The 24,229-nt window shown below is 71.4% G+C and carries 17 protein-coding genes and 3 pseudogenes; 10 read left to right on the top strand and 10 right to left on the bottom strand.

Features of this window, described 5'->3' with window-relative positions; translation table 11 throughout:
* The first annotated feature begins 53 nt into the window (after positions 1–53).
* The 5 genes from ACIP5W_RS11715 to ACIP5W_RS11695 all read left to right on the top strand — a co-directional run bounded on the left by ACIP5W_RS11715 (position 54) and on the right by ACIP5W_RS11695 (position 7,944).
* On the top strand, positions 54–998 hold the full coding sequence (locus ACIP5W_RS11715; protein WP_272172895.1) for an ABC transporter permease: 945 nt from the start codon (positions 54–56) through the stop codon (positions 996–998).
* Positions 995–3,010: a dipeptide/oligopeptide/nickel ABC transporter permease/ATP-binding protein gene (locus ACIP5W_RS11710; RefSeq protein WP_401470386.1), complete on the top strand. Its 2,016-nt coding sequence runs from the start codon at positions 995–997 to the stop codon at positions 3,008–3,010. Before ACIP5W_RS11715 ends, ACIP5W_RS11710 begins: the two co-directional genes overlap by 4 nt.
* Positions 3,007–4,083 carry an oligopeptide/dipeptide ABC transporter ATP-binding protein gene (locus ACIP5W_RS11705; RefSeq protein ID WP_401470383.1) on the top strand — a complete coding sequence of 359 codons (1,077 nt, stop codon included), beginning with the start codon at positions 3,007–3,009 and terminating at the stop codon, positions 4,081–4,083. Before ACIP5W_RS11710 ends, ACIP5W_RS11705 begins: the two co-directional genes overlap by 4 nt.
* Before the next feature lie 37 nt (positions 4,084–4,120).
* Complete coding sequence (locus tag ACIP5W_RS11700) at positions 4,121–6,352, top strand: glycoside hydrolase family 3 N-terminal domain-containing protein (RefSeq protein WP_401470380.1); 2,232 nt, start codon at positions 4,121–4,123, stop codon at positions 6,350–6,352.
* Positions 6,353–6,453: 101 nt separating this feature from the next.
* The gene (locus ACIP5W_RS11695; RefSeq protein ID WP_401470378.1) at positions 6,454–7,944 is read left to right on the top strand and encodes a family 43 glycosylhydrolase; all 1,491 of its coding nucleotides are present in this window, start codon (positions 6,454–6,456) and stop codon (positions 7,942–7,944) included.
* Positions 7,945–8,114: 170 nt separating this feature from the next.
* Here ACIP5W_RS11695 and ACIP5W_RS11690 read toward each other — a convergent pair whose 3' ends face one another.
* Together ACIP5W_RS11690 and ACIP5W_RS11685 are read right to left on the bottom strand one after the other, a co-directional pair.
* The gene (locus ACIP5W_RS11690) at positions 8,115–8,987 is read right to left on the bottom strand and encodes a class I SAM-dependent methyltransferase (protein ID WP_401470375.1); all 873 of its coding nucleotides are present in this window, start codon (positions 8,985–8,987) and stop codon (positions 8,115–8,117) included.
* A gap of 127 nt (positions 8,988–9,114) precedes the next feature.
* On the bottom strand, positions 9,115–9,708 hold the full coding sequence (locus ACIP5W_RS11685) for a helix-turn-helix domain-containing protein (protein WP_401470372.1): 594 nt from the start codon (positions 9,706–9,708) through the stop codon (positions 9,115–9,117).
* Between the two features lie 95 nt (positions 9,709–9,803).
* Here ACIP5W_RS11685 and ACIP5W_RS11680 point away from each other — a divergent pair.
* From ACIP5W_RS11680 to ACIP5W_RS11670, 3 genes and pseudogenes are all read left to right on the top strand, one after another.
* Positions 9,804–10,004 (top strand): annotated as a pseudogene (locus ACIP5W_RS11680) (NAD(P)/FAD-dependent oxidoreductase); the annotation flags it as partial.
* A gap of 238 nt (positions 10,005–10,242) precedes the next feature.
* On the top strand, positions 10,243–11,835 hold the full coding sequence (locus ACIP5W_RS11675) for an MFS transporter (RefSeq protein ID WP_401470369.1): 1,593 nt from the start codon (positions 10,243–10,245) through the stop codon (positions 11,833–11,835).
* Positions 11,836–12,290: 455 nt separating this feature from the next.
* Positions 12,291–13,610: an FG-GAP repeat domain-containing protein gene (locus ACIP5W_RS11670; RefSeq protein ID WP_401470366.1), complete on the top strand. Its 1,320-nt coding sequence runs from the start codon at positions 12,291–12,293 to the stop codon at positions 13,608–13,610.
* A 241-nt stretch (positions 13,611–13,851) separates the two neighbouring features.
* On the opposite strand, the gene ACIP5W_RS11665 is transcribed toward ACIP5W_RS11670, so the two are convergent.
* From ACIP5W_RS11665 to ACIP5W_RS11630, 8 genes and pseudogenes are all read right to left on the bottom strand, one after another.
* Positions 13,852–14,796, bottom strand: a complete 945-nt coding sequence (locus tag ACIP5W_RS11665; protein ID WP_401470363.1) for an alpha/beta hydrolase family protein — start codon at positions 14,794–14,796, stop codon at positions 13,852–13,854.
* A gap of 474 nt (positions 14,797–15,270) precedes the next feature.
* Positions 15,271–15,924, bottom strand: coding sequence for a TetR/AcrR family transcriptional regulator (locus ACIP5W_RS11660; protein ID WP_401470360.1), 654 nt, complete (start codon positions 15,922–15,924; stop codon positions 15,271–15,273).
* A gap of 845 nt (positions 15,925–16,769) precedes the next feature.
* Positions 16,770–17,129, bottom strand: a complete 360-nt coding sequence (locus tag ACIP5W_RS11655) for an STAS domain-containing protein (RefSeq protein WP_401470357.1) — start codon at positions 17,127–17,129, stop codon at positions 16,770–16,772.
* The gene (locus ACIP5W_RS11650) at positions 17,126–18,394 is read right to left on the bottom strand and encodes a PP2C family protein-serine/threonine phosphatase (RefSeq protein ID WP_401470354.1); all 1,269 of its coding nucleotides are present in this window, start codon (positions 18,392–18,394) and stop codon (positions 17,126–17,128) included. The genes ACIP5W_RS11655 and ACIP5W_RS11650 overlap by 4 nt, the downstream gene beginning before the upstream one ends.
* Positions 18,394–19,203: an alpha/beta fold hydrolase gene (locus ACIP5W_RS11645; protein WP_401470351.1), complete on the bottom strand. Its 810-nt coding sequence runs from the start codon at positions 19,201–19,203 to the stop codon at positions 18,394–18,396. The genes ACIP5W_RS11650 and ACIP5W_RS11645 overlap by 1 nt, the downstream gene beginning before the upstream one ends.
* A gap of 195 nt (positions 19,204–19,398) precedes the next feature.
* A pseudogene (locus ACIP5W_RS11640) lies at positions 19,399–19,620 on the bottom strand (hypothetical protein); the annotation flags it as partial.
* 54 nt (positions 19,621–19,674) lie between these two features.
* Entirely contained in the window at positions 19,675–19,995 is a 321-nt protein-coding gene (locus ACIP5W_RS11635) for a hypothetical protein (RefSeq protein WP_401470348.1), read from the bottom strand.
* Between the two features lie 468 nt (positions 19,996–20,463).
* A complete protein-coding gene (locus tag ACIP5W_RS11630) occupies positions 20,464–22,206 on the bottom strand; it encodes a VanW family protein (protein WP_401470345.1) in 1,743 nt (580 codons plus the stop codon).
* Between the two features lie 179 nt (positions 22,207–22,385).
* Here ACIP5W_RS11630 and ACIP5W_RS11625 point away from each other — a divergent pair.
* Positions 22,386–23,094: pseudogene (locus ACIP5W_RS11625) on the top strand (transposase); the annotation flags it as partial.
* A 440-nt stretch (positions 23,095–23,534) separates the two neighbouring features.
* Positions 23,535–23,753 (top strand): hypothetical protein, encoded by a 219-nt coding sequence (locus tag ACIP5W_RS11620; protein ID WP_401470342.1) that lies wholly within the window; start codon positions 23,535–23,537, stop codon positions 23,751–23,753.
* Positions 23,754–24,229 lie beyond the last annotated feature (476 nt).

Genomic DNA, 24,229 nt, shown 5'->3' with positions numbered 1-24,229 from the left:
CGCCCCCGGACCCCTACAGCCGTTCCCGCACAGCCCGGCAAAGGAGCCCCCGCGTGCTGCGATTCGCCGTCCGCCGCCTCATGGTGGCCGTCCCTCTCGTCTTCACGGTGGCGACGCTGTCCTTCTTCCTGGTCCAGCTCGTCCCCGGGAGCCCCGCAGCCGCGATCCTGGGCGTCAACGCCACCAAGGCCGATGTCACCGCCCTCGACCACAGCCTCGGCCTCGACAAGCCGGTGATCAGCCAGTACGTCACATGGATCAGCGACGCCGTACAGGGCGACCTGGGCGGTTCCTTCGTCAACGGCCAGCCGGTGAGCGACGCGCTCGCGCAGGCCCTCCCTCCCACCCTGTCGCTGGCGCTGGTGTCCACCGTCCTCACCCTGCTGCTCGGCGTCGCCCTCGGCATGCTCGCGGCGGTGAAGGCAGGCCGCGCGGACCGGACCGTCCAGTGGCTGGGCAGCCTGGGCATGGCGGTCCCCAACTTCTGGCTGGCGGCCGTCCTCGTCTTCCTGTTCGCCATCAAGGTGCCCGTCCTGCCGGCCTCGGGTTACGCCGAGCTGACCACGGACGGCTTCGGCCCCTGGCTGACCCATCTGCTCCTGCCCGCCGTCGCGCTGAGCGCGGCCAACCTCGGCCAGATCGCCTTCCAGGCCCGGGCCGCGGTGCAGGAGTCCCTCAGCCGTGAGTTCGTCCGCACGCTGCACGCCACCGGGCTGCCGCGGCGGCGGATCCTGTTCAAGCACGTCCTGCGCAACGCCGCCATCCCGGTCGTGACCGTCGCCGGACTGACCTTCATCTTCACCCTGGGCGGCGTCGTCGTCCTGGAACTCGTCTTCAACTTCCCCGGGATGGGAAACCTCATGCTCCGATCGGTGCAGACGCACGACTTCTCGGTCGTCCAGGGCGGGGTCCTGTACTTCAGCCTCGTCGTCATCCTCGTCAACCTGGCGGTCGAGTTCGTCACCGCCGTCCTGGACCCCCGGGTGCGGGTCCGATGACGGCCACGATCCCCGCCCACGGCACCCAGGGCGTCGGCGACGCCACTCCCCAGCCGCAGCGGCCTCGGCCCCGCGGCACCCTCGCCGCGGCTGCCCGGAAGGCGCTGCGTCGGCCTCCGGTCCTGGTGGCCGCCGGCTGGATGGTGCTCGTGGTCGTCACGAGCCTGCTCGCCGGGGTCATCGCGCCCCATGATCCACTGAAGCAGGACCTCGACCACCGGCTCAAGGGCCCGAGCGCGGCCTACCTGCTGGGCACGGACGAACTGGGCAGGGACCTGCTGTCCCGGATCCTCCACGGAGGCGGGTCGCTGCTGCTGGCCGCGCTCATCCCGGTCGTGGTCGCCTTCGTCCTCGGAGTCCCGGCTGGCCTGCTCGCCGGCTACGTGGGCGGCTGGGCCGACCGCGTCTCGGACTTCGTGGTCAACGTGCTGTTCGCCATCCCCGCACTGGTGATCGTGCTGGCGGTCGCCGTGGTCGCGGACAACAACCTGCCGGTCATGACCGTCGTCTTCGGCGTGATCGTCAGCGGCGGCATCTTCCGCCTGGTCCGCGCCTCGACACAGGCGTCCCGGGATCTGCTGTACGTCGACGCCGCCCGGGTGAGCGGCGTCGCCCGACGGACCATCCTGCTGCGGCACATCCTGCCCAACGTGCTGGGCCCCCTCATCGTCCAGGGCTTCCTGCTCTACAGCGGCGCCTTCCTCTTCCTCACCTCGCTGTCGTTCCTCGGCCTCGGCTTCGATCCGCAGGAACCCAGCTGGGGACAGCTGGTCTTCGACGCCTCCGGCCACCTCGACGACGACCCCTGGATGATGGTGCCCATCGGCGTGGTGCTGATCGCCACCGTCGCCGCGCTCAACTACCTGGGCAACTCGCTGCTGGCCACGCTCCCCGCGGCCCGGCGCGCCCGACTGCTCACCCCGTGGCGCCGGCCCCAGCTGCCGCCCGAGGCGGCGCACGGCACCACCCCGAAGAGCCCGGAGCCCCACCGCAGCGCGGCTGCGGACACCACCGCCTCCACCACTCCGGACGCCCTGCTGGCCGTCGAGGACCTGGTCGTGTCCTTCCGGACGCCGGAGGGCGACTGGCAGCCGGTCGTCGACGGGGTCTCCTTCTCCGTGCACCGCGGCCGGACACTCTGTCTCGTCGGGGAATCCGGCTGCGGGAAGACCATGACCGCACTGGCCACCCTCGGGCTGCTCCCCTCCGGTGGCGCCGCGGCGGGCTCGGTGCGCCTTGCCGGGCGGGAACTGCTCAGCCTCCCGGAGAAGGAGATGGCGCAGGTACGCGGCAGCCGGATCGCCCTGGTCTCCCAGGAACCGATGGTGGCACTGGACCCGTGCTTCTCCGTGCGGTCCCAGCTCGGCGAAGCCGTCCGGCTGCACCGCGGCGGCTCGCGCGCGCAGGTCCGCGACCGGGTGCTGGAACTGCTGCGACTGGTCGGCATCCCCCACGCGGAGGCGGTGGCCAAGAGCTACCCGCACCAGCTGTCCGGCGGCATGGCGCAGCGCGTCGGCATCGCGCTCGCCCTGGCCGGTGAGCCCGAGGTCCTCGTCGCCGACGAACCGACCACCGCACTGGACCCCACCATCCAGGCCGAGATCCTCGACCTGCTGCGTTCGCTGCAGGAGACCCTCGGACTCGCCGTCGTCCTGGTCACCCACGACCTCGGGGTCGTCGCCGACATCGGCGACGTCGCCGCGGTGATGTACGCCGGGCAGGTGGTGGAGCTCGGCCCGGTCGAGGAACTGCTCGCGGCGCCGCGGCACCCCTACACACGGGGACTCCTCGACGCCGTCCCGGAGGGAGCCGTCCGCGGCCGGCCGCTGCCCACGGTGCCCGGCGTCGTCCCCCTGCCGAAGGACTGGCCCCAGCACTGCAGGTTCGCGGCGCGCTGCTCCCGGGTCACCGACGCGTGCCGCGACGCCGCCGTTGCGCTGACCGTCATCCACACAGACCGCTCGAGCCGGTGCATCCGCACCGAGGAGCTTGCTCTGGGAGCGAAGAAGTGAGCACATTCCCGCACACGGGCGACGCGCCCGCGAACCGGCCGCTCCTGCAGGTAACCGACCTGCACGTTCGCTACCGGCCCCCCGGCTGGCGGACCCCGCCGGTCCGGGCGGTCGACGGCGTCAGCTTCACGATGGCCGCCCACGAGACCCTCGGTCTGGTGGGGGAGTCCGGGTCCGGAAAGTCGACCATCGGCCGCGCCATGCTGGGCCTGGCCCCGGTCACCTCCGGACAGGTCGTCCTCGACGGGCACGACATCACCTACGTCCGCGCGGGTGACCGCAAGCACGTCGCGTCCGACCTCCAGGTCGTCTTCCAGGACCCGTACGGCTCCCTGAACCCGGCCCGGACGATCGGCAAGACCCTCTCCGAGCCACTCGAAGCAGCCGGTACGCGCGACCGCGCCGCGGCGCTGGAGGAGATCCGCGCCCTGCTCGGCAAGGTCGGCCTTCCCGAGGACGCCGCGGACCGGTACCCGCACGCCTTCTCCGGCGGGCAGCGCCAGCGCATCGCCGTCGCCCGCGCGCTGGCGGTCGACCCCAAGCTCGTGGTCTGCGACGAGGCGATCAGCGCACTCGACGTCGTCACCCAGGCGCAGGTGCTCAACCTGCTCACCGAGCTGCAGCGGGACACCGGCACGGGCTACCTGTTCATCGCCCACAACCTGCCGGTCGTCTCGTACTTCGCCGACCGGGTCCTCGTGCTCTACCGCGGGCGCGTCATGGAGTCCGGCCCCGCGGCGGCCGTCCACGAGCGCCCGGCCCACCCCTACAGCCAGGCGCTGCGCGCGGCGGTCCCCGTGCCCGACGTCGCCGAGCAGCGCGCCCTGCGCCGCCGACGCTCCGACGTCGTCCGGGTGACGACCGCGCAGGCCGAGCCGGCACCGGACGAGGGCTGCCCGTTCGCCCCCCGCTGCCCGCACGCCGCTCAGGTGTGCTGGACACGGCGGCCGGCCGACGCGCCGTTCGAAGGCCGAGAGGTCGCCTGCCACGTCTACGACCCGGCCTCCGGCCACCCGCAGGCCGGCAACTCCGCCGCACTGGCGGCGGGCGAGCTGGAAGCGACCTCGGGCTGACACACCGGTCCTCACACGGCCGGACCGAAAGGACAGCATGACGCTCAACCCCGCCCCGTCCGGGGCGGACGACAGGATCGAAGCCCTGCTCTCGGCGATGAGCCGGGAGGAGAAGCTGGCGCAGCTGCAGATCGGCTACCGACCCCGCCTCGAGGACGCGGCCGAGCTGGTCCGGGCCGGCATCGGCGCGGTGTTCTGGCCGCGCTCGGCCGAGGCGGCCAACGAGCTGCAACGCGTCGCGCGGGAGGAGACCCCGCACGGCATCCCGCTGCTGGTCGGACTGGACGTCGTGCACGGACAGCGGACGATCTTCCCGATCCCGCTCGCCCAGGCGGCCAGCTTCGACCCCGCCGTCGCCGCGAGCGACGCCCGTGTCTCGGCACGGGAGGCCGCCTCGGGCGGCGTCACCTGGACCTTCTCGCCGATGATCGACGTCTCCCGCGATCCGCGCTGGGGCCGAGTGGCCGAGGGATTCGGCGAGGACACCCTCCTCAACGCCGTTTTCGGCGCGGCGAAGGTGCGCGGTTACCAGGGCAGCTCGCTGACCGGGCCGGACTCGATCCTGGCCTGCGCCAAGCACTACGTGGCCTACGGCGCCGCCGAGGGGGGCCGCGACTACAACACCGTCGACGCCTCCGAGTACCGGCTGCGCAACGTCCACCTGGAGCCGTTCCGCGCCGCGGTCGAAGCCGGGGCGGCCACCGTCATGGCCTCGTTCAACACCGTCGCCGGGCGGCCGGCACACGCCAACCGGTGGCTGCTCACCCACGTGCTCAAGGGCGAGTGGAAGCACGAGGGCCTCGTCGTCGGCGACGCCGAGGGCGTGGTGAACCTGCTCGCGCACGGCGTGGCCGAGGACCTGCCCGACGCCCTGGCCCAGTCCTTCACGGCGGGGCTCGACATGGAGATGGGCGGCAGCGTCGTCGGCCCGGACGGGCGCACGGCCCTCACGCCCGAGGCCCTGTCCGCCGAGCGCGTGGACGACGCCGTACGGCGCGTCCTGCGGCTGAAGGTGGCGCTCGGGCTGTTCGACGACCCGTACGTCGACCCCTCGGCCGAGATCACCGCCCCCTCGTCCACGGCCCGGGCCGCGGCCCGCGAGGCGGCCGAGCGATCGGCCGTCCTCCTGCGCAACGACGGGACGCTGCCGCTGGCCGACGGCCCGCGCCGCGTCCTCCTCGTCGGTCCGTACGCCGAGAGCACCGACCATCTGGGAGCCTGGGTGCAGTCGTTCGCCGAGCCCGCGGGATCCCTGGCCGACGCGCTGCGCGACGAGCGGCCGGACTTGCACGTGACCGTGCTGCCCGGCGCCTCCTTCTTCGGCGACGACCCGGCCCTGCAGGAGCAGGCCGCCCGGGCCGCAGCCGGCCACGACGTGGTCGTCGTGGCGGTGGGGGAGCCGTCCGCACTGACCGGAGAGGCCAGTTCCCGCAGCGACCTGCGGCTGCCGGGCGACCAGGAGCGACTGATCACCGCGGTCGCCGGCACCGGCGTCCCGTTCGCCGTCGTGCTCGTGGCCGGCCGGCCGCTGGTCACCGGCGACTGGATCGACCGCGCGCCCGCGGTGCTCTGCCCATGGCACCTGGGCACCGAGGCGGCCCCGGCGATCGCCCGGCTGCTCACCGGGGCCGCCAACCCCGCCGGCCGGCTGCCGATGTCGTTCCCGCGCACGGCCGGGCAGATCCCGGTCCACTACGACCACGAGAACACCGGCCGCCCGGCGACGTCCGGCGGCAGCCTGCAGCAGGAGGAGGTCGACATCGGCCTGCAGGGCCCGGCCAACGTCGACGACCGGTTCACGTCCAAGTACCGCGACCTGCCCCTGGGGCCCCAGTTCACCTTCGGCCACGGTCTCAGCTACACGACGTTCGCCTACGGCCCGCCGTCCGTGTCGGTGACCGAGATCGGGCTCGAGGAGCTGCGCGGCGGCGCCACGGTCGAGGTGTCCGTCCAGGTCACCAACACCGGGTCCCGTGCCGGGGACGAGGTCGTCCAGCTGTACCTGCGCGACCCGGTGGCCTCCGTCGCCCAGCCGGTGCGGCGCCTGCGCGGCTTCTCGAGGATCGCCCTCGAACCGGGGCAGTCGTCCCTCGTGCACCTGAAGCTGGGATGGCAGGATCTCGGCTTCTGGACCGGCCGGGGCGATGAGTACGTCGTCGAACCGGGCCGCTTCGAGGTCCACGTGGGCGGGACTCTGGAAACCACCCGGGCAGGTGAGTTCGTCGTCTCAGGGCTGTCACCGGCGAGTGCCACCGCCGGCGAGACCTGAGAGCCGCGCGGCAACCGTTCGACTGCCCCTGCCGTCACGCGGCCGCCGCCGTGATTTCGGCGACACCGCCCCCCGAGCCCCGATCCAACCGAGGAAAGACCATGCACCTTCCCACCCGGCCGATAGTCAGCGGCTTCCACCCCGACCCCACCGTCTGCCAGGTCGACGGCACGTACTACATGGCCCACTCCAGCTTCGAATACGCGCCCGGCCTGCCGCTGTACCGCTCCACCGACCTGCGGACCTGGGAACACCTCGGCCATGCGCTCGACCGGCCGTCCCAGCTGTCCGTCTCCGGGGCGGTCGCGTCCGGGGGCGTCTTCGCGCCGACGCTGCGCCACCACGACGGCCGGTTCTGGCTCATCACCACGAATCTGACCGAGGGCGGCGGTCACCTGCTGGTGACCGCCGAGGACCCGGCCGGGCCCTGGTCGGATCCGGTACGGTTCCCCGACGCGCCCGGCATCGACCCGGACCTGGCCTGGGACGACGACGGCACCTGCTATCTGACCTGGTCGGGCTTCGGCGACCAGGGGCCCATGGGCATCGTCCAGGCGGTGGTCGACCCCACGACGGGGAAGGTTCTCTCCGAGCCCCGGCAGCTGTGGCAGGGCACCGGCGGCAAGTTCCCGGAGGGCCCGCACATCTACCACATCGGGGATTTCTGGTACCAGCTCATCGCCGAGGGCGGTACCGAACGCGGGCACGCGGTCACCATCGCCCGTGGACCCTCACCGGCGGGGCCGTTCGAGCCGTGTCCGTGGAATCCGGCCCTCACCGCCCGCGGCACGGATTCGCCGGTGCAGAACGCCGGCCACGGCGATCTCGTCGAGGGCCCGGACGGGCAGTGGACGCTGGTGTACCACGGAGTGCGGCCCCGCGGGACCAGCCCGGAATGGCACGTGCTCGGCCGGGAGACCTTCGCCTCGCAGATCACGTGGGAGGACGGCTGGCCCCGGCTCGGCGAGCCGGTCGAACCGTCCTCCCCGGCCGTGGTGACCGAGGAGTTGTCCAGCCCGCACCTGCCGGCGTCCTGGTGCGCACCCGCCCGCTTCCCCGCCGAGTCACTGCGACCGGCGGAGAACGGCTGGCGGCTCGCCGCTGCCCCCAAGGGCGAGGCTGTCTTCGCCGGCCGTCGGCAGGAGCACCTCTACGCACGAATCCGCGCGAAGGTACGTGCCGAGGACGGGCAGGGCGGACTGGAACTGCGGATCGACCCACGGCACGCGCTCCGGCTGGAACTCACCCGCGGGCGTGTGCGTGCCGTCGCCCGTGTCGGCTCACTGGTGTCGGTGCTCGGTGAGACCGAGATCGACGGGGCGTCGGACATCACGCTGGCGCTGCGGATCGAGCCGGCCCGCGGCCACGTCTTCAGTACCGAGCTGGGCCCCGACGAGATCATCGCCACCGTGAGCGGTGCCGACGGCGTCGTCGAACTCGGCCGCGTCGACGGCCGGTACTTCTCGACCGAAGTCGCCGGAGGGATGACCGGCCGACTGATCGGCGTCTTCTGCGACCGGGGCGATGTGATCGTCCGTTCGTTCACCTACACCGGATCCGATGACCCCCACGCCCTGGACGCCGTCGGCTGATCCGGCCGAACGCGGCGGGGACACGAGGGACTGCTGTAGGTGATGTCCCTGTCCCGGCCTTCGTCGGAGTTCTCGACGAGCGATCCCCCGGAGGCCGGGGCGACGAGGTGCCCACAAGGCAAGGTATTGGGCCGTCGGGGCTGCCCGGGGGCGACCGGGGGCGCTCGTGATCAGCTGCGGCGGGCGGCCCAGACGGTGCGTTCGGTGCGCAGTGCGAGGTCGTCGCGGTGCAGGATGCTGTGCGGGCGGCCGGTGTCGAGGAGCTGGTCGAGCGCGGTGAGGTCCTCGCGGGAGAGCGATCCGGCGGCGGCGCTGCGGATGCGTTGCAGGCTGCCGAGGGCGTAGCGGCCGATCGCTTCGCTGCGGGAACCCTCGATGTTCACGGCGATGGTGCGTTCACCCTCGACCGTGAATCCGGCGGCGGTCAGCATCGGGCCCCACTCGGCGCCGCGGTGGGGCACGTGCTCGGCGTGGAAGCGATCGGTCGCGGCATGACAGCGCTCTTCCAGGCCGGGCCGTCCCTCGGGGGCGCTCTCGGGCAGGAAGCGGGGGAGCCCGGCCAGTTCGACGACGGCGAACAGGCCGCCGGGCGCGAGCACGTCGTGGACGTTGCGCAGTGCGCGATCGGGACGGGCCATGTGGTGCATCGAGGCCGACGCCCACACCAGGTCCGGTGAGCCGAGGTCGGGCCATGCGGGGTCGTCGAGGTCGGCCTGCACGGTGCGCACGCGCTCCTCCGTGCCGCGGGCGCGTGCCTTTTCGTGCAGGCGCCGGAGGTGTCCGGCGGATGCGTCGACGGCGGTGACATACGCGTCGGGGAAACGGTCGAGGAGGGCGAAGGTGCCCGCGCCCGTGCCGCAGCCCAGATCCACGATCTGACGCGGGCCGGTCTTCAGCGGCAGCCATGCGGTGATGAAGGCCAAGTGCTCGCCGAGGACCTCGGCGTCCAGGTCGAGGATCTCCGCCTGGCCGTCGCTTTCGTGTTCCCGGTGGCGGTCGTGCGGGGCGTCGGGGTGGGGGGTGTGCGGATGCGCTTGGCTCATGCCCTCACGCTAGGACGGTCATGCGTCCGCGGCACAGTTTCTTCCTGTTTGCGCAAGGCGATGGCCGGGTGTGCTGCCCGACGCGCAAGATGTCACCGCCGCGGAGGCCGCCGGCCGGCCCGCGCCGTCATTCGCCGGAGACCTGAGCGTCGTGGTCGCCGCCCTTGCGCTGGTGGCCGCGGCGGGCGTCGCGGTCGAAGATGCCCAGGATCTCGCAGGGGCCGCCCTCGGCACCGATCGCGTGCGGCATCATCGTGGGGAACTCGGCGGCCTGGTTGGTCTCGACGCGGAAGCGCCGGTGGCCGAGCATGAGGCTCGCGGTGCCGGACAGGACGACGAGCCATTCGCGCCCCGGGTGGGCACGCATGCGGGCCGGGTTCTCGGGTGGCGGGTCGGTCATGCGCTGGCGTACCACGCTCATGCCGGGGTCGCCCTTCACGCTCCAGCGCATCAGGCCGTGGGTGCCGTCGATCATCGGGCTGATGACGACGTCGTCGGCGGCGGTCTCCACGAGCTGATCCAGCGTGGTGTCCAGGGCGCGGGCGAGGACGACCAGCTGATCCAGTGCGAGGCGGCGCCGGCCGTTCTCGATCCGGCTCAGTGAGGACTGGCTGAGGTTGGCGCGGGTGGCCAGCTCTTCCAGGGACCAGCCCTGCGCCACCCGCAGGGCGCGGATGCGTTTGCGCACGAGGCTGTCCAGCTCTGCATCTTCTTGCGTCATGGGCAACATCGTATGCCCCTGATGCAATGCGGGGTTAGCGTCGTGTGCAGATGGTCCGGAGCGTCAGGGCCGGCACGACGAAAGGGTGGGAGGCCATGGCTGTGACGACTTCTCCGTACGCGAGCGACGTACTGCCCGACGCAACCGTCGACGCGGCGGTGATCGGCGGCGGTGCCGCGGGGCTGAACGGTGAGCTGATGCTCGCCCGCTCCCGCCGCTCGGTCGTCGTGATCGACAGCGGCACCCCGCGCAACGCGCCGGCCGAGGCCACGCACGGCTTCACCGCCCAGGTCGGCGTCTCCGTCACGGCCGGTGCCCTGGCCGGCTCCCACATCAACGCCCTGCCGGCCACCGCTGGCACCGACGCGGCCCTCGTCGCAGCCCGGGGCGGGGCAACCGCCTCCTGACGCCCCCCGGCACCGGCCCACCGCTCGCCCGCCCCGGCATGCGCGCGATGGCAGGGCCCCGCCCACCTCCACTCGGCGACCGGATCCGTTCCGGCGCTGACTCGGCATGCCCTTCTGAGAGGAACCCATGAGTACGAACCAGCCCGTCCAGGCCACCGAAGCCGGCGGCGGGGGTGCACCTGATCCGCGTCAGCTGCGCGCGATCCTGAGCGCCGTCTCGATCGCGCTGATGGCCGTCATCGCCTCGGTGTCCGGACTGAACGTCGCGCAGACCCACATGGCCGTCGAATTCGGTGCCTCGCAGAGCACGATCCTGTGGATCATCAACATCTACACCCTCGCCCTGGCCGCGCTGCTGCTGCCGCTCGGCGCCATCGGCGACCGTCTGGGCCGCAGGCCCGTGCTCGTCGCCGGGCTGCTCGTCTTCGGCGCCGCGAACGTCGCTGCGGGCCTGGCACCGTCGGCCGAGGTGATGCTCGCCGCGCGCGTGGCCGGCGGTATCGGCGCCGCGATGATCATGCCCGTCACCCTCGCCGTGATCACGTCGACCTTCCCCGAGGACCAGCGCGGCAAAGCGATCGGTGTGTGGACCGGTGTCGCCGGAGGCGGCGGCATCCTGGGCATGTTCCTCTCCGCACTCCTCGTCGACGTCGCCGACTGGCGCTGGTTGTTCGTCCTGCCCGTGGTCCTGGTCGTCGTCGCTCTGGCCATGACGCTGCAGTCGGTTCCGGACTCCCGCGAGACCTCGGCCCATCGCTTCGACACCGTGGGTGCTCTGCTCTCCACGGTCGCCGTGACCGGCCTCATCTTCGTCCTGCAGGAGGGCCCCGAACGCGGCTGGACCGCCCCCGCGACGCTGATCAGCCTCACCGTCGGACTCGTCGCCGCCCTCGGCTTCGTGGCCTGGGAGCTGCACCGCCGGGACGCCTCGCTGCTGGACGTCCGCCTGTTCCGTGAGCGCGGCCTGGCCGGCGGCTCGATCACGCTGCTGGTGGTCTTCGGTGTCCAGGCTGGCATCGCCGTGGTCCTCTTCCCGTTCTTCCAGGCCGTCCTCGGCTGGTCGGGCCTGCTGTCCACAGTGGCGATGATGCCCATGGCCGTCATGATGATGATGGCCTCCGGCCTGGCCCCCAAGCCGGCCGCACGTATCGGCTCCCGCGCGACCATGGCCGTCGGCATCGCGCTGGCCGGTGTCGGCCTGGCGCTCATGGCTCTGCTCGTCTCCGTCGACGGCGGCTACCCGGCCATCCTGCCCGGCATGCTCGCCATGGGCATCGGCATGGGACTGTCGATGACCCCGTCCACCGCGGCCATCACCGCCTCCCTGCCGCGCGAGAAGCAGGGTGTCGCCTCCGCCCTCAACGACGTCACCCGCGAATTCGGCACCGCACTCGGTGTCGCGCTGCTCGGCGCGCTCCTGTCGGCGGGCTACCGCGGCGCCATCGACGACAGGCTCCACGGCATCCCCCAAGAGGCCGCGGACACCGCCCGGGAGGGCGTCGCCAACGCCGTGGAAGTGGCGGGCAGCACCGGCCCGCACGCGCACGAACTGGTCCACGCCGCACAGCAGTCCTTCGTCGACGGCTGGCAGCAGGCCATGTGGGCGGGCGTCGCCGTCATGGGCGCTCTCTTCCTCTGCATCGTCCTCCGCGGCCCGAAGGACACGGCCCCCGCCGCCGTGGACGAGACGGAAGCCGACGAGGCCGTCGCCGCCCGCTGACCGCACGAGAGCCGGACACCCTGCTGAGGCCGACCCGTCGGGAAGGCGCTGGGTGTCCGTGCGGCGGCCGAGGCGGCCGAGGCGGCGGGGTGGGGCCGATCGGCCCGGGACTCAGCGCCTGCCGAGCCGGGTCTTCTCGGACCCGGGGGCGATCGTGGACGGGCCGGGTGTGCTGAAGGTGTGGTGACCGGCTGCCGGTCGTGCGGCCGTGTTGACGGGATCTCCGGTTGTCCGGTTGTCCGGTTGTGGTGCTGCTGCTGGGGCCTGGCATCAGTTGCCGTGTGGAGGCGAACCCGACGCAAGGCGGAGGTCGGCACCCATCCGACGGTGCGCACGGTCCGCACCGCGAACGGCGACCGGGGCACCTTCCCGGACGGGGCGCCGATTCCTAGAATGTCATGTACATGATTATTTGAGGAGGTTCCTTGTCAGGGCTGACACGCTCGGGAACGGCAATGATCATCGCTCTTGCCTCGCTCCACGGGGCTGTCCCCGCCGACGCGTCACCGGCTCCTCCCGCGGCGGTGTCGTTGTCCCCGCACACGGTCGACGCCTCCCTGCCGGGCGCGGCCTTCGCAGTTGCGGCTGACGTCGAAGGAGACGGCCGTCAGGAACTCGTGGCCACAGGGTTCGGCCGCTTCCAGGCCGTTCCGGGAGGCCCGCCGATCCCTCCGGCGGCCGGTGCTCTCGCCCTCTACCGGCAGAGTGGACGAGACCTCGGCACCTGGTCGAAGCGGCTGGTGTTCGACACCGACGCCGCGATCCCCTTCCCCAACGAACCGGGCGTGGCCGACGTCGACCGCGACGGAGACCGTGACATCGTGGTCCCGGGCGGGTTCATCGGCTGCACCACGCCGTGCGGATCCCTCACCTGGTGGGAACACCGTGCCGACGGCGTCTGGAAGCGCCATGACATCGTGACGCCGGGCAGCTCCCCCCTCTTCTACCACCGGGCCGTCTTCGTCGACTTCGACGAAGACGGCCGCAAGGACCTGGTGACCGTCGGCGAGTCCCCGCAGCCCGTCACCAGGATCGAGGGGCGGCCCCCGGCCAACGCCTGGGTCCAGGTGTTCCGGGGTGTCGACGGACCCGAACGCTTCAGCAGGGAGCCGGTCGACCTCGCGGCCGGTGGCGGTGCTCTCCCCGTCGTGGCGGACGTCGACTCCGACGGCGATCTGGACGTGGCCTCCGCGCAGTACTTCGAGCCGGGAGCCGCGTTCATGTGGCTGGAGCGCACCACGGCGCCGGGTACGGACCACCCGTTCGGCAGCTTCACACCGCACGTCATCGACACCACGCAGGGCAGGGCGATCCAGTTGCGGCCCGTGCGGAACCTGCACGGCGACGGCCGTACCGTCTGGGTCGGCTCCAACCACACCAACACCGTCTTCCCGCCGGGCTCGACCGAACCGACTTCGCAGGTGGTCTCGTTCTCGGTGCCGGCCGACCCGCGTTCCTCCTGGGGCACGACCCCCCTGTCGACGGGCATCGTCTCGCGCGGCCGGGCAGGTCAAGCCGCGCCCGGCGTGTTCGGCAGTGGTGACCTGGACGGGGACTGTGACATCGACCTGCTGGTCTCCGGTGATGGTGACGACCGGCTGTTCTGGCTGGAGCAGAAGGACGATCACACCTTCGACACCCATGTTCTCGCCACCGCCGCCGGTCAGGCGGGAGGCGCCGTGGTCACCGATCTCGACCGCAGCCGGCCCCCGCGCAACGAGGCCGTCTTCACCGTGTTCGAGTCCGACAGCGTCGTGGTCTGGTCCCGAAGCTGAGTTCCGTCCCCGCCGTCCCCGCCGTCCCCGCCGTCCCTGCGGGTGCGGGGACGGTTTTCCCGCGGAACCACGGGCGGGTCACCGTCACCGGGCCGGTGACCGGGCGGGCGGCCCCGAGGTTTTCCCGGCCGCCCGCCCGGCGACGTACTCACCCTGCCGGTGTGCTCCGAACAGTCACGGCCTCTCCGCGTTCAGCCGGCATGGCCGTCGCTGAACTGCCGACGTCGCGCGGGGGGAGCGTTCAGGGCTTGGCGGAGTACACGACACCGGCCAGGTTCTGGGCCGCGGAGCCCCACACCTGGTCGTACAGGGAGGAGTCGACGCCGAGCGTGTGGAGCAGCCAGGCGGTCGTGACGCCGTAGGTCAGTTTCAGCTGGGCGGCGCGGGTGATGGTTCCGCTGTCACATCCGATGCCGGAGCTGTCCTCGAATCCGCAGTGGAACCCGCCGGTGATGACGCGCAGTTGAGTGGCGGACGGCTTGGCGTCGTACATCTTCTGCTGGTTGCCGGCGACACCGGCGATGCTGTCGGCGCTGCCGCCGACGTACTGGACGGGGATGCTCAGCGCGCTGGAGGCACTGACGGCCGAGGGGTTGGTCTCCGCCGCCGCGAGGGTGGAGACGGACTTGACGGCCGCGTTCCGGCTCGCGGCGAGCAATGCCGCGCCACCGCCCATGGAGTGCCCCGAGACGGCGAGCCGGCCGGTGCTGACCGCGCCCGCGAACCGTGAGCCGGTGGTGTTGTTCTGGGTGGTGAGCCAGGTGAGTGCCGCGTTCAGATCGTCGGCGAACGCCGAGTGGCTGGGGAGGAGACCGCCCTGGGACTTGGGCGCGACGGTGATGATGCCCCAGGAGGCGTAGTGCTTGAGCAGGCTCTCGTACTGGGTGATGGCCTGGAAGAAGCCGTGTCCGAAGGCGAGGCCGGGGTGGGAACCGGCGGCGACCGGCGCGTTCGCCCCGGCCGTCGTGCCGGGGTACCAGACACGTGCGCTGAACGAGCGGCCCGAGGCGGAAACGGTGAGATCGGTGTAGGCGACGGGGAACGACCCCGTGGTGGAGGGGTCCACCGCCCGGACCTGGTCCGCTGCCTGCGACGCGTGGGCGGCCGGTGCGAGGGAGAGGGCGGCTGCCGCGCACAGCAGCAGCGCGGTCAAGGACCGCAGGAGTGTCAGGAGTGTACGGAACACGAGATCACCTTTTCTGTGGGGAGGAAGCAGTGATTTCCGGTGGTACGTCTCCGTGGTGTCCGGGTGTTCTCGGACTCTGGGGCCGGGGCCCACTCCACCGCGGGCACACCCGTGAGCCCGAGCGGTGTACGAGGGAAAGCTCACCGAACTGAGAATTGCGCCGGACCCGGACCCGGACCCGGACCCGGACCGGACCCGGACCGGACCCGGCCGAACCGGGGCTGGTCCGTACGCACCGACGGGGCGCGACGCGAACAGCCGGGCAAGCTCTGGATCGGCCGGTCGCGAGGGATCGCGGCGGGCCCCGCACCCCGTGGCCACCGGTCGCCGGGACGCTCACCCCCCGAAGCGCGAGGTGAAGTCGCGCAGCGTACGGCCGCCCGAGAGACGCGGCGGCCGAGCGGGCCGGACCGGCTGCCGGCCGGTAGCCCGCGCTCGGCATGTGGACGACGACCTCGCGGTCGGGTTCCGCCGTCATCGGTCGTCTCGCACTCGGAACTCGGCGAGCAGCGGGATCACGAGACGTTCGAGATTCTCGCGCCGGACCTGAGGGTCGACTCCGCTGAGCTGCACGGGGCTGTTCGGTGTCGGGACGTGCGCGGTGAGCGCCAGGTGCGGCAGGAGCACCAGAAGGAGCGACAGCAGGGCGTCCAGGTCGGCGTCCTTGCGCAGGTCCCCGGCGCCGACGGCGCGTTCCAGGAGAGGGCGGAGACCGGCCAGGTACATGGCGTTCACGGGTTGCCTGACCGCTTCTCGAACCGCCGGGTCCATCTCCATGTTGGTGGCCGCGGCCACCCCGCGCTCCAGCGGCTGCCCGGCGAAGTACTCGAGCCATGCCTCCAGTGCGTCGACGAGGTGCGTGGTGAAGTCGCCGGTCCCGTCGTAGCCGTCGAGCCAGGGCCGCATGTGCGCGTAGACGCGCAGCGAGGTCTGCTCGGCCACGTAGGAGAAAAGATCCAGTTTGCCGGAGAAGTACTGGAACAAGGAGCCCTTGGCGACCCCGGCTTCGCGGGCGATGACGTTCAGGCTGCCCGTGGAGTAGCCGTGGGTGCCGAACTCGTCCATCGCCGCGACCAGGACCCGCTCGCGGCGGGCGGGCGACAGCCGGGTCCAGGTGGGAGTGGGCATGGACACTCCTTCATGTGACCGGACGGTCATGTGACCGCCCGGTCATGGTGAAGGCGTCCCTCGCCACAAGTCAACGGCCCTGACACGTATGGCTGTTACTGGCTTCGGCTCGTCAAGGTGACGTCGCACCGTCGAGGACCGGTCCGGTCCCCGCCGTGAAGCCGCCGAGGGGGTGGGGGCGCCGGGGAGGGTGCGGCCGGCTGCCGCAGCCGTTCGACCGACACATCCGGCCGGCCTCGCCCACGCGGTTCGTCCTGGGGTGGGGTTCGTCGTGGAACTCGCCTTCACCGCCGTCGCAGCAACGCTCATCTGCCATCGCCGCATCACCAAATGAAATGACGTCATGGAGGTTGTCTCACGTGGCGTGATGTTCGTGCGGCGTTGAGCCGAAGCACGATGGTTGTCACATGGGCGGGCTTGCCGTATCCGCCGTCCGCCCGCGGCGCGGACCGCGCGGGTGGCGCCCCGTCAAGCTCCGCGCAGACAAGGCGTACTTCTTCCGCCGGCCACCCGACCTGGCTTCGCACACGGGGCCTCGTCCCGCGCATCGCCCGTCCGGGCATCGGGTCCGGCGAACGGCTCGGCCGCCACCGCTGGAAGACCGAACGGTCCACCGCCTGGCTGCTCGGCCACCGCCGCCTCACCGTGCGATACGAGCGAAAGGGATCGCACCTCCCCGCCCTCCTCGGTCTTGCAGCGGCCCCGACCTGCTGCAAGAAGCTCGCGAAACCCTCCACGTGAGACGACCTCGCAGTCGACGGACGGCGGTCGATGCCGTGGGCCGGGTGCCGGCAGTGCCGCAGCCCTCCGACCGCCGGTGCCGCTACCGGGCTGCCTTCGCCGGGTCAGTCTGCTGTGGCGCGCCAGGCGGCTTCGGCGTCCTGAGCGGTGAGGTGGGTGGGGAAGGCCTGGTCCAGGCCGACGAGGCGGAAGATCCGGCTGACGCGGTCGGGGACCGAGACCAGGGCGATGGTCGCGTTCGTGGCCAGGGCGTGGTTGCGGGCCGCGATCAGTACCGTGATGCCGCTGGAGTCGCAGAAGGTGAGGCCGCCGAGGTCGAGGGTGAGTTGCTGGCCTTCGCCCAGGTCGAGGCCGGGCAGTGCGGCGCGGACCTCGGGCACGGTGTGGTGGTCCAGATCCCCTGCCAGTTCGATGACCGCTCCGGCGGGGGTGGCTCGGGCGTGGAGGGTGAGTTGTTCGGTCACTGCTGCTCTTCACGGGTGGCTCGGGGCACGTGGATGGCGAGGACGGCGGTGTCGTCGTCCACGCCGGTGCCGAAGGTGTCCAGCAGGTCTCGGACCGCGCTGACGGTCTCCGAGGCGGTGGTGGGGGCGAGTGCGCGGCCGAAGTCGAGGAGGGCGTCGTCGCCGTAGCGCTCTCCGTCGCCGGCGGTGGCGTTGGTGTGGGCTTCGGTGAGGCCGTCGGTGTGCAGGAGCAGGGTGTCGCCGGGGGCGAGGTGGAGGGTGGTGGTGGCGATGTGGGCATCGGGCAGGACGCCGATGAGCTGTCCGCCGGGGGTGTGGAGGAAGTCGGCGGTGCCGTCGGCGCGCATCAGCAGGGCGGGCGGGTGGCCGCCGCTGGACAGGGTTATGCGGAAGCCGCCGCGGTCTGGCTCGGGGGTGAGCAGGCCAAAGACGACGGTGCAGAAGCGAGGGTCCGTACCGTTGTACTCGTGGTTGAGGACCGTGTTGAGATTGCCGAGCACGGCAGCTGGATCGGGGTCGTAGACAGCTGCGGCACGCAGGGTGTAGCGGGTCAGCGAGGTGACGGCCGCGGCGGCGGCGCCCTTGCCGCACACGTCACCGAGGAAGAGGCCCCAGGTGCCGGCGGCAAGGGGGAAGAGGTCGTAGAAGTCGCCGCCGACCTCGTCGGGTGAGGCGAGGTGGTAGTACGCGGAGACGTCCAGACCCGGCACATTCACCAGTACGGGTGGCAACAGCGTCCTCTGCAGGGTGGTGGCCAGAGTGCGGAGGCGGTCGCGTTCCTGATCGGCTTCCTGACGGGCGCGCAGCAGCTCGGTTTCGTAGGCACGGCGATCGCGGGCGTCGAAAAGGGTGGTGCGGATCAGCAGCGGCTGTCCGTCGCTGCCCTTTTTCACCGTGGAGGTGACCAGGACCGGTAGGCGAGAGCCGTCGGCAGTCTTCAGTTCCAAGGCGATGCCGCTGATCTCGCCCTGCATCCGCAGTAGCGGGGCGAAGTGGGTCTCATGGTAGAGCCGGCCGCCGACGGTGAGCAGGTCGGAGAAGTGCTTGCGGCCGACCAGGTCGTCGCGCTGGTGACCCAGCCAGCCCAACAGGGTGGCGTTGACCCTCGCGATCCGGCCGTCCAATTGGGTGGACAGATACCCGCAGGGCGCGTGCTCGTACAGATCCTCGGCACTGTCCTCCAGCAGAGCGGAGAACTGCGCCTGCTCGTCTGCCGGCGTCCCGTCTCCCTGCGGTCCGCCCTCTTCGTCGTTGGTCTTGCCCATCACTCGGGGCCTCCCACGAACGCGGCGATGGCTGCGGCGGTCTCCTCCGGAGCGGCGAGCTGGGGGCAGTGCCCGGTGGCGTTCAGCGTGACCAGTCGGCTTCCCGTTATCTGCCTGTGGACGAACGCACCCACTTCTGGCGGGGCGATCGCGTCACGGGAGCACTGGGCGACCAGCGTGGGCACCTCCACGTCAGCGAGGTCCGCGCGGTTGTCCGACAGGAACGTCACCCGGGCGAAGACCCGTGCGATGTCCGGATCGGTGCGGCAGAAACTGTCGGTCAGCTCCTCGCCCAGCTCAGGCCGCTCCGGGTTACCCATGATCACCGGTGCCGTCGCACCCGACCAGCCCAGATAGTTCGCATCCAGCGACTCCAGCAGCTCCTCGATGTCCCCGGCGCTGAACCCGCCCCGGTAGCCGGCCTCGGGGGCGTCGATGAAACACGGCGAGGGAGCGAGAAGGACCAGCCGGGTGAACGCCTCGGGCTCCCGCGCGGCGGCCAGCACACCCATCATCGCGCTCACCGAATGTCCCACGAACGTCACGGGGCCGAGCCCCAGCTCCCGGCACAGCTCCAGTACATCGTCGACGTATCCGTCGAGCGTCGAATACCGCTCCAGGCTCCACGCCGACAGGTCGGAGCGTCCGGCTCCGACGTGATCGAAGAGGACGACCGTGAAGTCGCGTTCCAACACCGGCACCACCAGACGCCACATGTTCTGGTCGCATCCGAACCCGTGCGCCAGCATGACCACCGGCCCGCCGGCCCGCCCGGTCACCGTCACGCGATTCCTGTGGCGCACATCCATACCGCCATCCTCGCAGAGGGAGTTTCCCGCGAGGCCGCTCACCTGTGGCCGACCCGCCATCGACGTGGTCACAGTGACCTGGGAACTCCAAGACGGTGTCCTGGGTGCTGAGGCGGACGAGTCGCTTGTAGCGGCAGATGGCTGCGGCGAGGCCGAGGAAGGCCGGGCAGTTGCGGGGATTGCGTTCGTAGCGAGGCTGCGGACGGTCGGCAGCCGAACCAGGGTGTGCCGGAACACCACGGGGTCGGCCCGGAACAGGTGGCGGGGGCGCGGCGCGGGCGGGTCGAAGTCGTCGCGCAGGACGCCGTCGGGTAGGCCGTCCGACGTGGGGGAGGGCAGGTCCGGCTCGGGGAAGGCCAGCCACAGCCACACTCCGAACGGCAGCGGCACCGGGTACGCCGCCGGGTCGGCAGGGGCCTGGCAGCAGTGGCCTGGCAGCAGTGGCCGTCGGGCTGTCCGGGGCCTTGCACGCTACAGTCCGGCCGCCTGGGCCAGTGATGCCCGCTCGCCCTCGTCCAGATGAAGGCCGGCCAGCAGTTCGTCGTCGGCCAGCAGACGCCGCACCCATGCCGCGTCGGCAGCGAACGCCGCTCGGCAGAGGGCCCGTTCGGGGTGGTCGCTCTCGGGGCCGCTGACTGCCAGGTCCCACGCGTTGCCGGGGTCGGTCGGTGCGGACAGGGCGGCGGCCACGAGCACGAGCCCGAACAACTCGTTCCGGCGTGGAACCGAAGGATCGGCAGTCAGCCTCAGCAGGTACGGGACGACCGCCGGCATCGTGGCGCTGATGGACATCGGCCCTGACATCACAAGCCAGTCCAGTGCCCGTCCGGCCATCTCGGACGCGTCAGGATCGAGCAGCCCACGCAGGACGACCGGGACATCAACCGGGCAGCCAGGAACGGACGACCACTCCACGTCCTCGCACCCTTCCAGTGCCGGATGCGGAGCAGCCTCCTGCCTCAGGTGTGGGTGGGCCGCCGTCAGGGCTGCTGTCGCGGACACCGCTGCGGCCTCGTGATCCACTTTGCACACCGGCGTGCCTCCCATCCGCCCGCTGGCGTCGTACCGACGGACATCGACCACATCGACACCCCGAGTCTATGCACGCCGCCCCCCTTCACGGCCTTGGGCACCCACCCCTTGCTCACCAGCGCATTCACTTGCGCGGCAAGGAAGTCGAGCCAGAACCGAAACTCGTGACCGTCTCACCAGGCGGACCCGGTGTGATGTCACGCCGGAGGAGCTGACGGGGTTGCGTCCTCAGGGCTGACGCTCGCTCGGCCCTTCCTCGCAGGTGATCTCGTCACGCGGGGTGTAGCGCGTGCGGAACGGCTCCCGCTTCACTTCCCGGCCGTCGTCGCCGAAGACCCGCTCGACGGTGACGTCGAAGCCCTCGAGCGGGGTCTGCGGCACGCACTTCTCAGCAGCGCTCACCTTCTTTGCCGGCTGCCGCACGTTGGTGCGCGGCCCCTTGACGGACGTGATCTCGTCGTACTTCCTCGTGCCGAGGAAGGTGACGGTCACCGAGGTGTCGGTGGACTCGGCCTGGATGTAGATGGCCTTGCCGGAGTCGTTGGTGAACCTCAGATCGAGGCTGCCCCAGGCGACCGTCGCCTCGCGGCCCTCGGGGTAGCGCTCGATGTAGAAGGAGTGGGCGCCGTACTCGACGGGCTTGACGCCCGCGAAGAACATCGCGTTGAAGACGGTCGTGGCCACCGCGGAGACACCGCCGCCGGGCGCCTTGGTGTACTGGTCGTCGAGGATCATGATGCCCTCGACGAAGCCGTTGGCCTTGGTGCGCTCGCCGACGGTCCGGTTGAAGCTCCAGGTCTCGTTCGGCATGACGACGGAGCCGTTGATGAGTTCCACGGCCCGGCCGATGTTCGTCGTGCGGTAGGCGGCTGGTTCGAAGTTGACGGTGAAGGAGGACATCCTCTCGGTCAGCCCCAGACGTGCCGCGTTCTCACGGGTGACCTCCGGCTGGATCTGCCGCGTGGTCACCTTGCCGGTGCGGGCGGCGTCCGACTTGGTGAGCAGGGTCAGGACAGCCTTGCTCAGGGCCTTGTCGGTGACCTCCGTGCCGCGTCTGGCGTCGGCGGCCACCACGACCTTGTCGCCCTCGAGCCCCAGCCGGGCGTTCCGAGGTGTGCTGGGGAGACCGTTCAGGGCGTCGGCCACCGCGGGGGCGGCGCGCAGGCCCTTGCTGTCGAGTTTCGGGGTGAGTCTGCTGGCGCCGTCCGGGCGCATCGTCAGGTACCCGCTCAGCACGGTCGGGGTGATCGTGAACCGCTTGCCGCCCGCAGTGAGCGTGACCGGTGCCGACATCGCCGGCTGCGCGAACTCGCGCACCGCCCGTCGCATCTCTTCCCCCGTGACCCTCGGCTTGGTCTCACGTGCGGGCAGCACCGTGACCGAGTCGGCCGCGCCGTGCAGGAAGGGGGCGCGCAGAGCGCCGATCGCGGCGTCCACGTCCAGCGCGTACCCGGTGCGCGGGGCGATCTGCTCGACACGGCCTTCGGCGAAGGAGACGGCGCCGTCGCGGACCTTCTCGTCGAGAGTCTCCGCCAGCTTCCCGACGGCGGCACGGGCCTTGTCTTCGTCGATCCGCACGACCGGCTCGAGGTCACCGCCCGAGCGGAACAGCCCGCCGATCACGCTGACCGGATCGGCGCCGGTGGACGCCGCCCGGTCAAGGGTTTCCCGGATGTCGAAGGTGAACCCCGCCTGCCGCGGATCGACCGCGCCCCTGCGATCGCCGACCCGCACGGCCAGCTTCCGCGGGCCGGCCACCACCAGGTGCTGCTCCAGCTTCCGGGCGGCTTCCTCGCGGGTCAGACCCCCGACATCCACGCCGCGCACCGTCGTGCCCGCCTCGATCTCACCGCCGGTGAACAGCAGCGCGGCGAGATACAGGCCACCTATGCCGACGGTCAACGCACCGCCCGCCAGGGCGACGGGCGGGAGAGAAGCTATGCGAGGAACGGAGGGCACTCGGGGGCGCATAGGTCTCCTGAACGATCGATGGAACGTGCACCCAGTGCCGCGGCACTGTGAGCGAGAGCAGTCGGTCAGGCTACGCACAACCGGGCGCCAAAGCGTATATCTCAGGTCACACCAGGTTTTATGGATCAGCGGCCTGAGCGATGAGCGCAACGGCATCCGACATGCTCAGCGCCCGGATCATCCAGGGGAAGTACCTGCCCCAGGAGCTGGGCCCCGGCTCGGGCGCGACCTGCTGGCGGCGCCTGACCCCCTGGAAAGAGGCGGGCGTCCGGGACCAGCCGCACGCGCCCCTGCTGAAGCGGTTGCGGTCGAGGAACCAGCTCGACCGGTCGAGGGCGGTGATCGACTCCTCCCACGTCCGGGCCGCTCGCCACGGCCCCGAAGCGGACCCGGCCCGGTCGAGCGCGCACGACCGGGCAGCGAACACCACGTCCTCACCGAAGACCGGGGCACCCCGCTCGCAGCATCCCTGAACGGCGGCAACCGTGGGCGACGTCACCCAGCTCCTGCCCCTGCCCCTACTCCTGTCTCTGCCTCTGCCCCTGCCCCTGCCCGACAAGGTTCCGGCCGTCGTCGGGTCCGTCGGCAGACCGCGTCGACGGTCCGACATGCTCTTCGCCGACGCCGACGCCGACGCCGACGCCGACGCCGACGCCGACGCCTACGCCGACGCCGACCGTGCCCACGACCACGAAAAGTACCGTTGGCCATTGCGGGGAGCGCGGCATCCAGCCGGCAATCGCCGAACGGAGACAATCACACGGCACCGGCCTGGGCACCTTCCGCCGGGTCGCCGAACGCGCCATCTCCTGGCTCCACGGCTTCCGCCGCCTGCGCATCCGCTGGGAACGACGCGACGGCGTCCACGAAGCCTTCCTCGGCCTCGCCGCTGCCTGGATCACCCATCGCCACGTCCGACGCCTTTGGCATGGCCTTCCCGTTGAGTTGTCGTGTCCAGGAGAGACCTGTCCCGGCGAGGCACTCGTCGATGAGGTGGGGTTGTCGTCGGATGTGGCGCATGTCTCTGCGGACCGCTTTGACGAGGTGGTCGCGGTCGGTGAGGACGACGCTGGCGGTGGTGCTGCCACGGGCAGCTCCTCCAACGTGATCAACCCGAAGACCCTCTCGCCCGGTCAGCCGACATGACAGGGCCGGAGACTGCCTCGTCCTACCAGATCAGGCACCAGTAATGGCCGTGATGGCCGATGCCGATACGGCCGCCTTGCGGAACCAGGCTCGGGTCCGGCCGCCCCACGGCCGCCATCGAGCACACCGGGTCACCGACAGCCCCCGCCACGGCCATCCGCCGAGCGGCGGCCACTGCTGCCGTGGACGTGTACCACGTGGTTGTTGCCGGCTTGGTGCCGCCGCGCGTCGGTGTCGGCGTCACCGGCTCGGGCGGGGGAGTGACGGCCGAGGGAGACGGTGTGGCCGTCGACGGCCTCGACGGCCGTACCGGTGCCGGTGTCGTCACGGTTCGCGGGGGCCAGGTTGAGGGTTTGGGTGCCGCAGGCCGGGTGCGTGCCGGGGTCGCTTCCCGCGTCTGACCGGCAGACGCGTCCGCCGTTGCCGTCGCTCTCGCCGTCGTCCGGTGGGACGTCGGCTGGTGGGACGTCGGCTGGTGTGCGGGCGGCTGCCGCTGCCCGGTTCCCTCCGCCGGTGCCGACCGCTCGTCAGGCGGTTCGGCTGGACGGGAACGGCCCGTCCCCGTCGGCGCGGGCGAGCGTGGGCCCGCGGGCGTCGACCTGATCGAGCGCGACTCCGACGCTGCCGGCGGTGGCGTGCTCGGCGTCTCTGACCTGGGCGTCCAGGTCGGCGGAGGGCTCAGCGTCGGCAGGGACAAGTCGGTCGAGGGCGAAGGCTCCGGACGAGGCGTGTCGCCGTTCTGCGCCACCAAGGCCCATACGCCGACACCGCCGAGGGCGAGTATGACGGCACCGCCCGCGATCCACGGAGCCCGTCGGGGCGGGCGTCGGTGACGGTTCATGGTTCTTACTGTCCTATGGGTCCGGGCAGGACGCTC

It is taken from the genome of Streptomyces sp. NPDC088766, assembly GCF_044750845.1.
Classification (GTDB): Bacteria; Actinomycetota; Actinomycetes; order Streptomycetales; family Streptomycetaceae; genus Streptomyces.
Note: the sequence above shows the minus strand (reverse complement) of the source record. Positions and strands in the feature narration are given on the sequence as shown.

Coding starts and splice junctions, on each gene's coding strand:
- ACIP5W_RS11650 (WP_401470354.1), bottom strand. CDS start 18,394: ATGGGCAAGACCAACGACGAAGAGGGCGGACCGCAGGGAGACGGGACG.
- ACIP5W_RS11635 (WP_401470348.1), bottom strand. CDS start 19,995: ATGTCCATCAGCGCCACGATGCCGGCGGTCGTCCCGTACCTGCTGAGG.
- ACIP5W_RS11660 (WP_401470360.1), bottom strand. CDS start 15,924: ATGCCCACTCCCACCTGGACCCGGCTGTCGCCCGCCCGCCGCGAGCGG.
- ACIP5W_RS11670 (WP_401470366.1), top strand. CDS start 12,291: ATGATCATCGCTCTTGCCTCGCTCCACGGGGCTGTCCCCGCCGACGCG.
- ACIP5W_RS11630 (WP_401470345.1), bottom strand. CDS start 22,206: ATGCGCCCCCGAGTGCCCTCCGTTCCTCGCATAGCTTCTCTCCCGCCC.
- ACIP5W_RS11700 (WP_401470380.1), top strand. CDS start 4,121: ATGACGCTCAACCCCGCCCCGTCCGGGGCGGACGACAGGATCGAAGCC.
- ACIP5W_RS11645 (WP_401470351.1), bottom strand. CDS start 19,203: ATGGATGTGCGCCACAGGAATCGCGTGACGGTGACCGGGCGGGCCGGC.
- ACIP5W_RS11690 (WP_401470375.1), bottom strand. CDS start 8,987: ATGAGCCAAGCGCATCCGCACACCCCCCACCCCGACGCCCCGCACGAC.
- ACIP5W_RS11675 (WP_401470369.1), top strand. CDS start 10,243: ATGAGTACGAACCAGCCCGTCCAGGCCACCGAAGCCGGCGGCGGGGGT.
- ACIP5W_RS11685 (WP_401470372.1), bottom strand. CDS start 9,708: ATGACGCAAGAAGATGCAGAGCTGGACAGCCTCGTGCGCAAACGCATC.
- ACIP5W_RS11710 (WP_401470386.1), top strand. CDS start 995: ATGACGGCCACGATCCCCGCCCACGGCACCCAGGGCGTCGGCGACGCC.
- ACIP5W_RS11695 (WP_401470378.1), top strand. CDS start 6,454: ATGCACCTTCCCACCCGGCCGATAGTCAGCGGCTTCCACCCCGACCCC.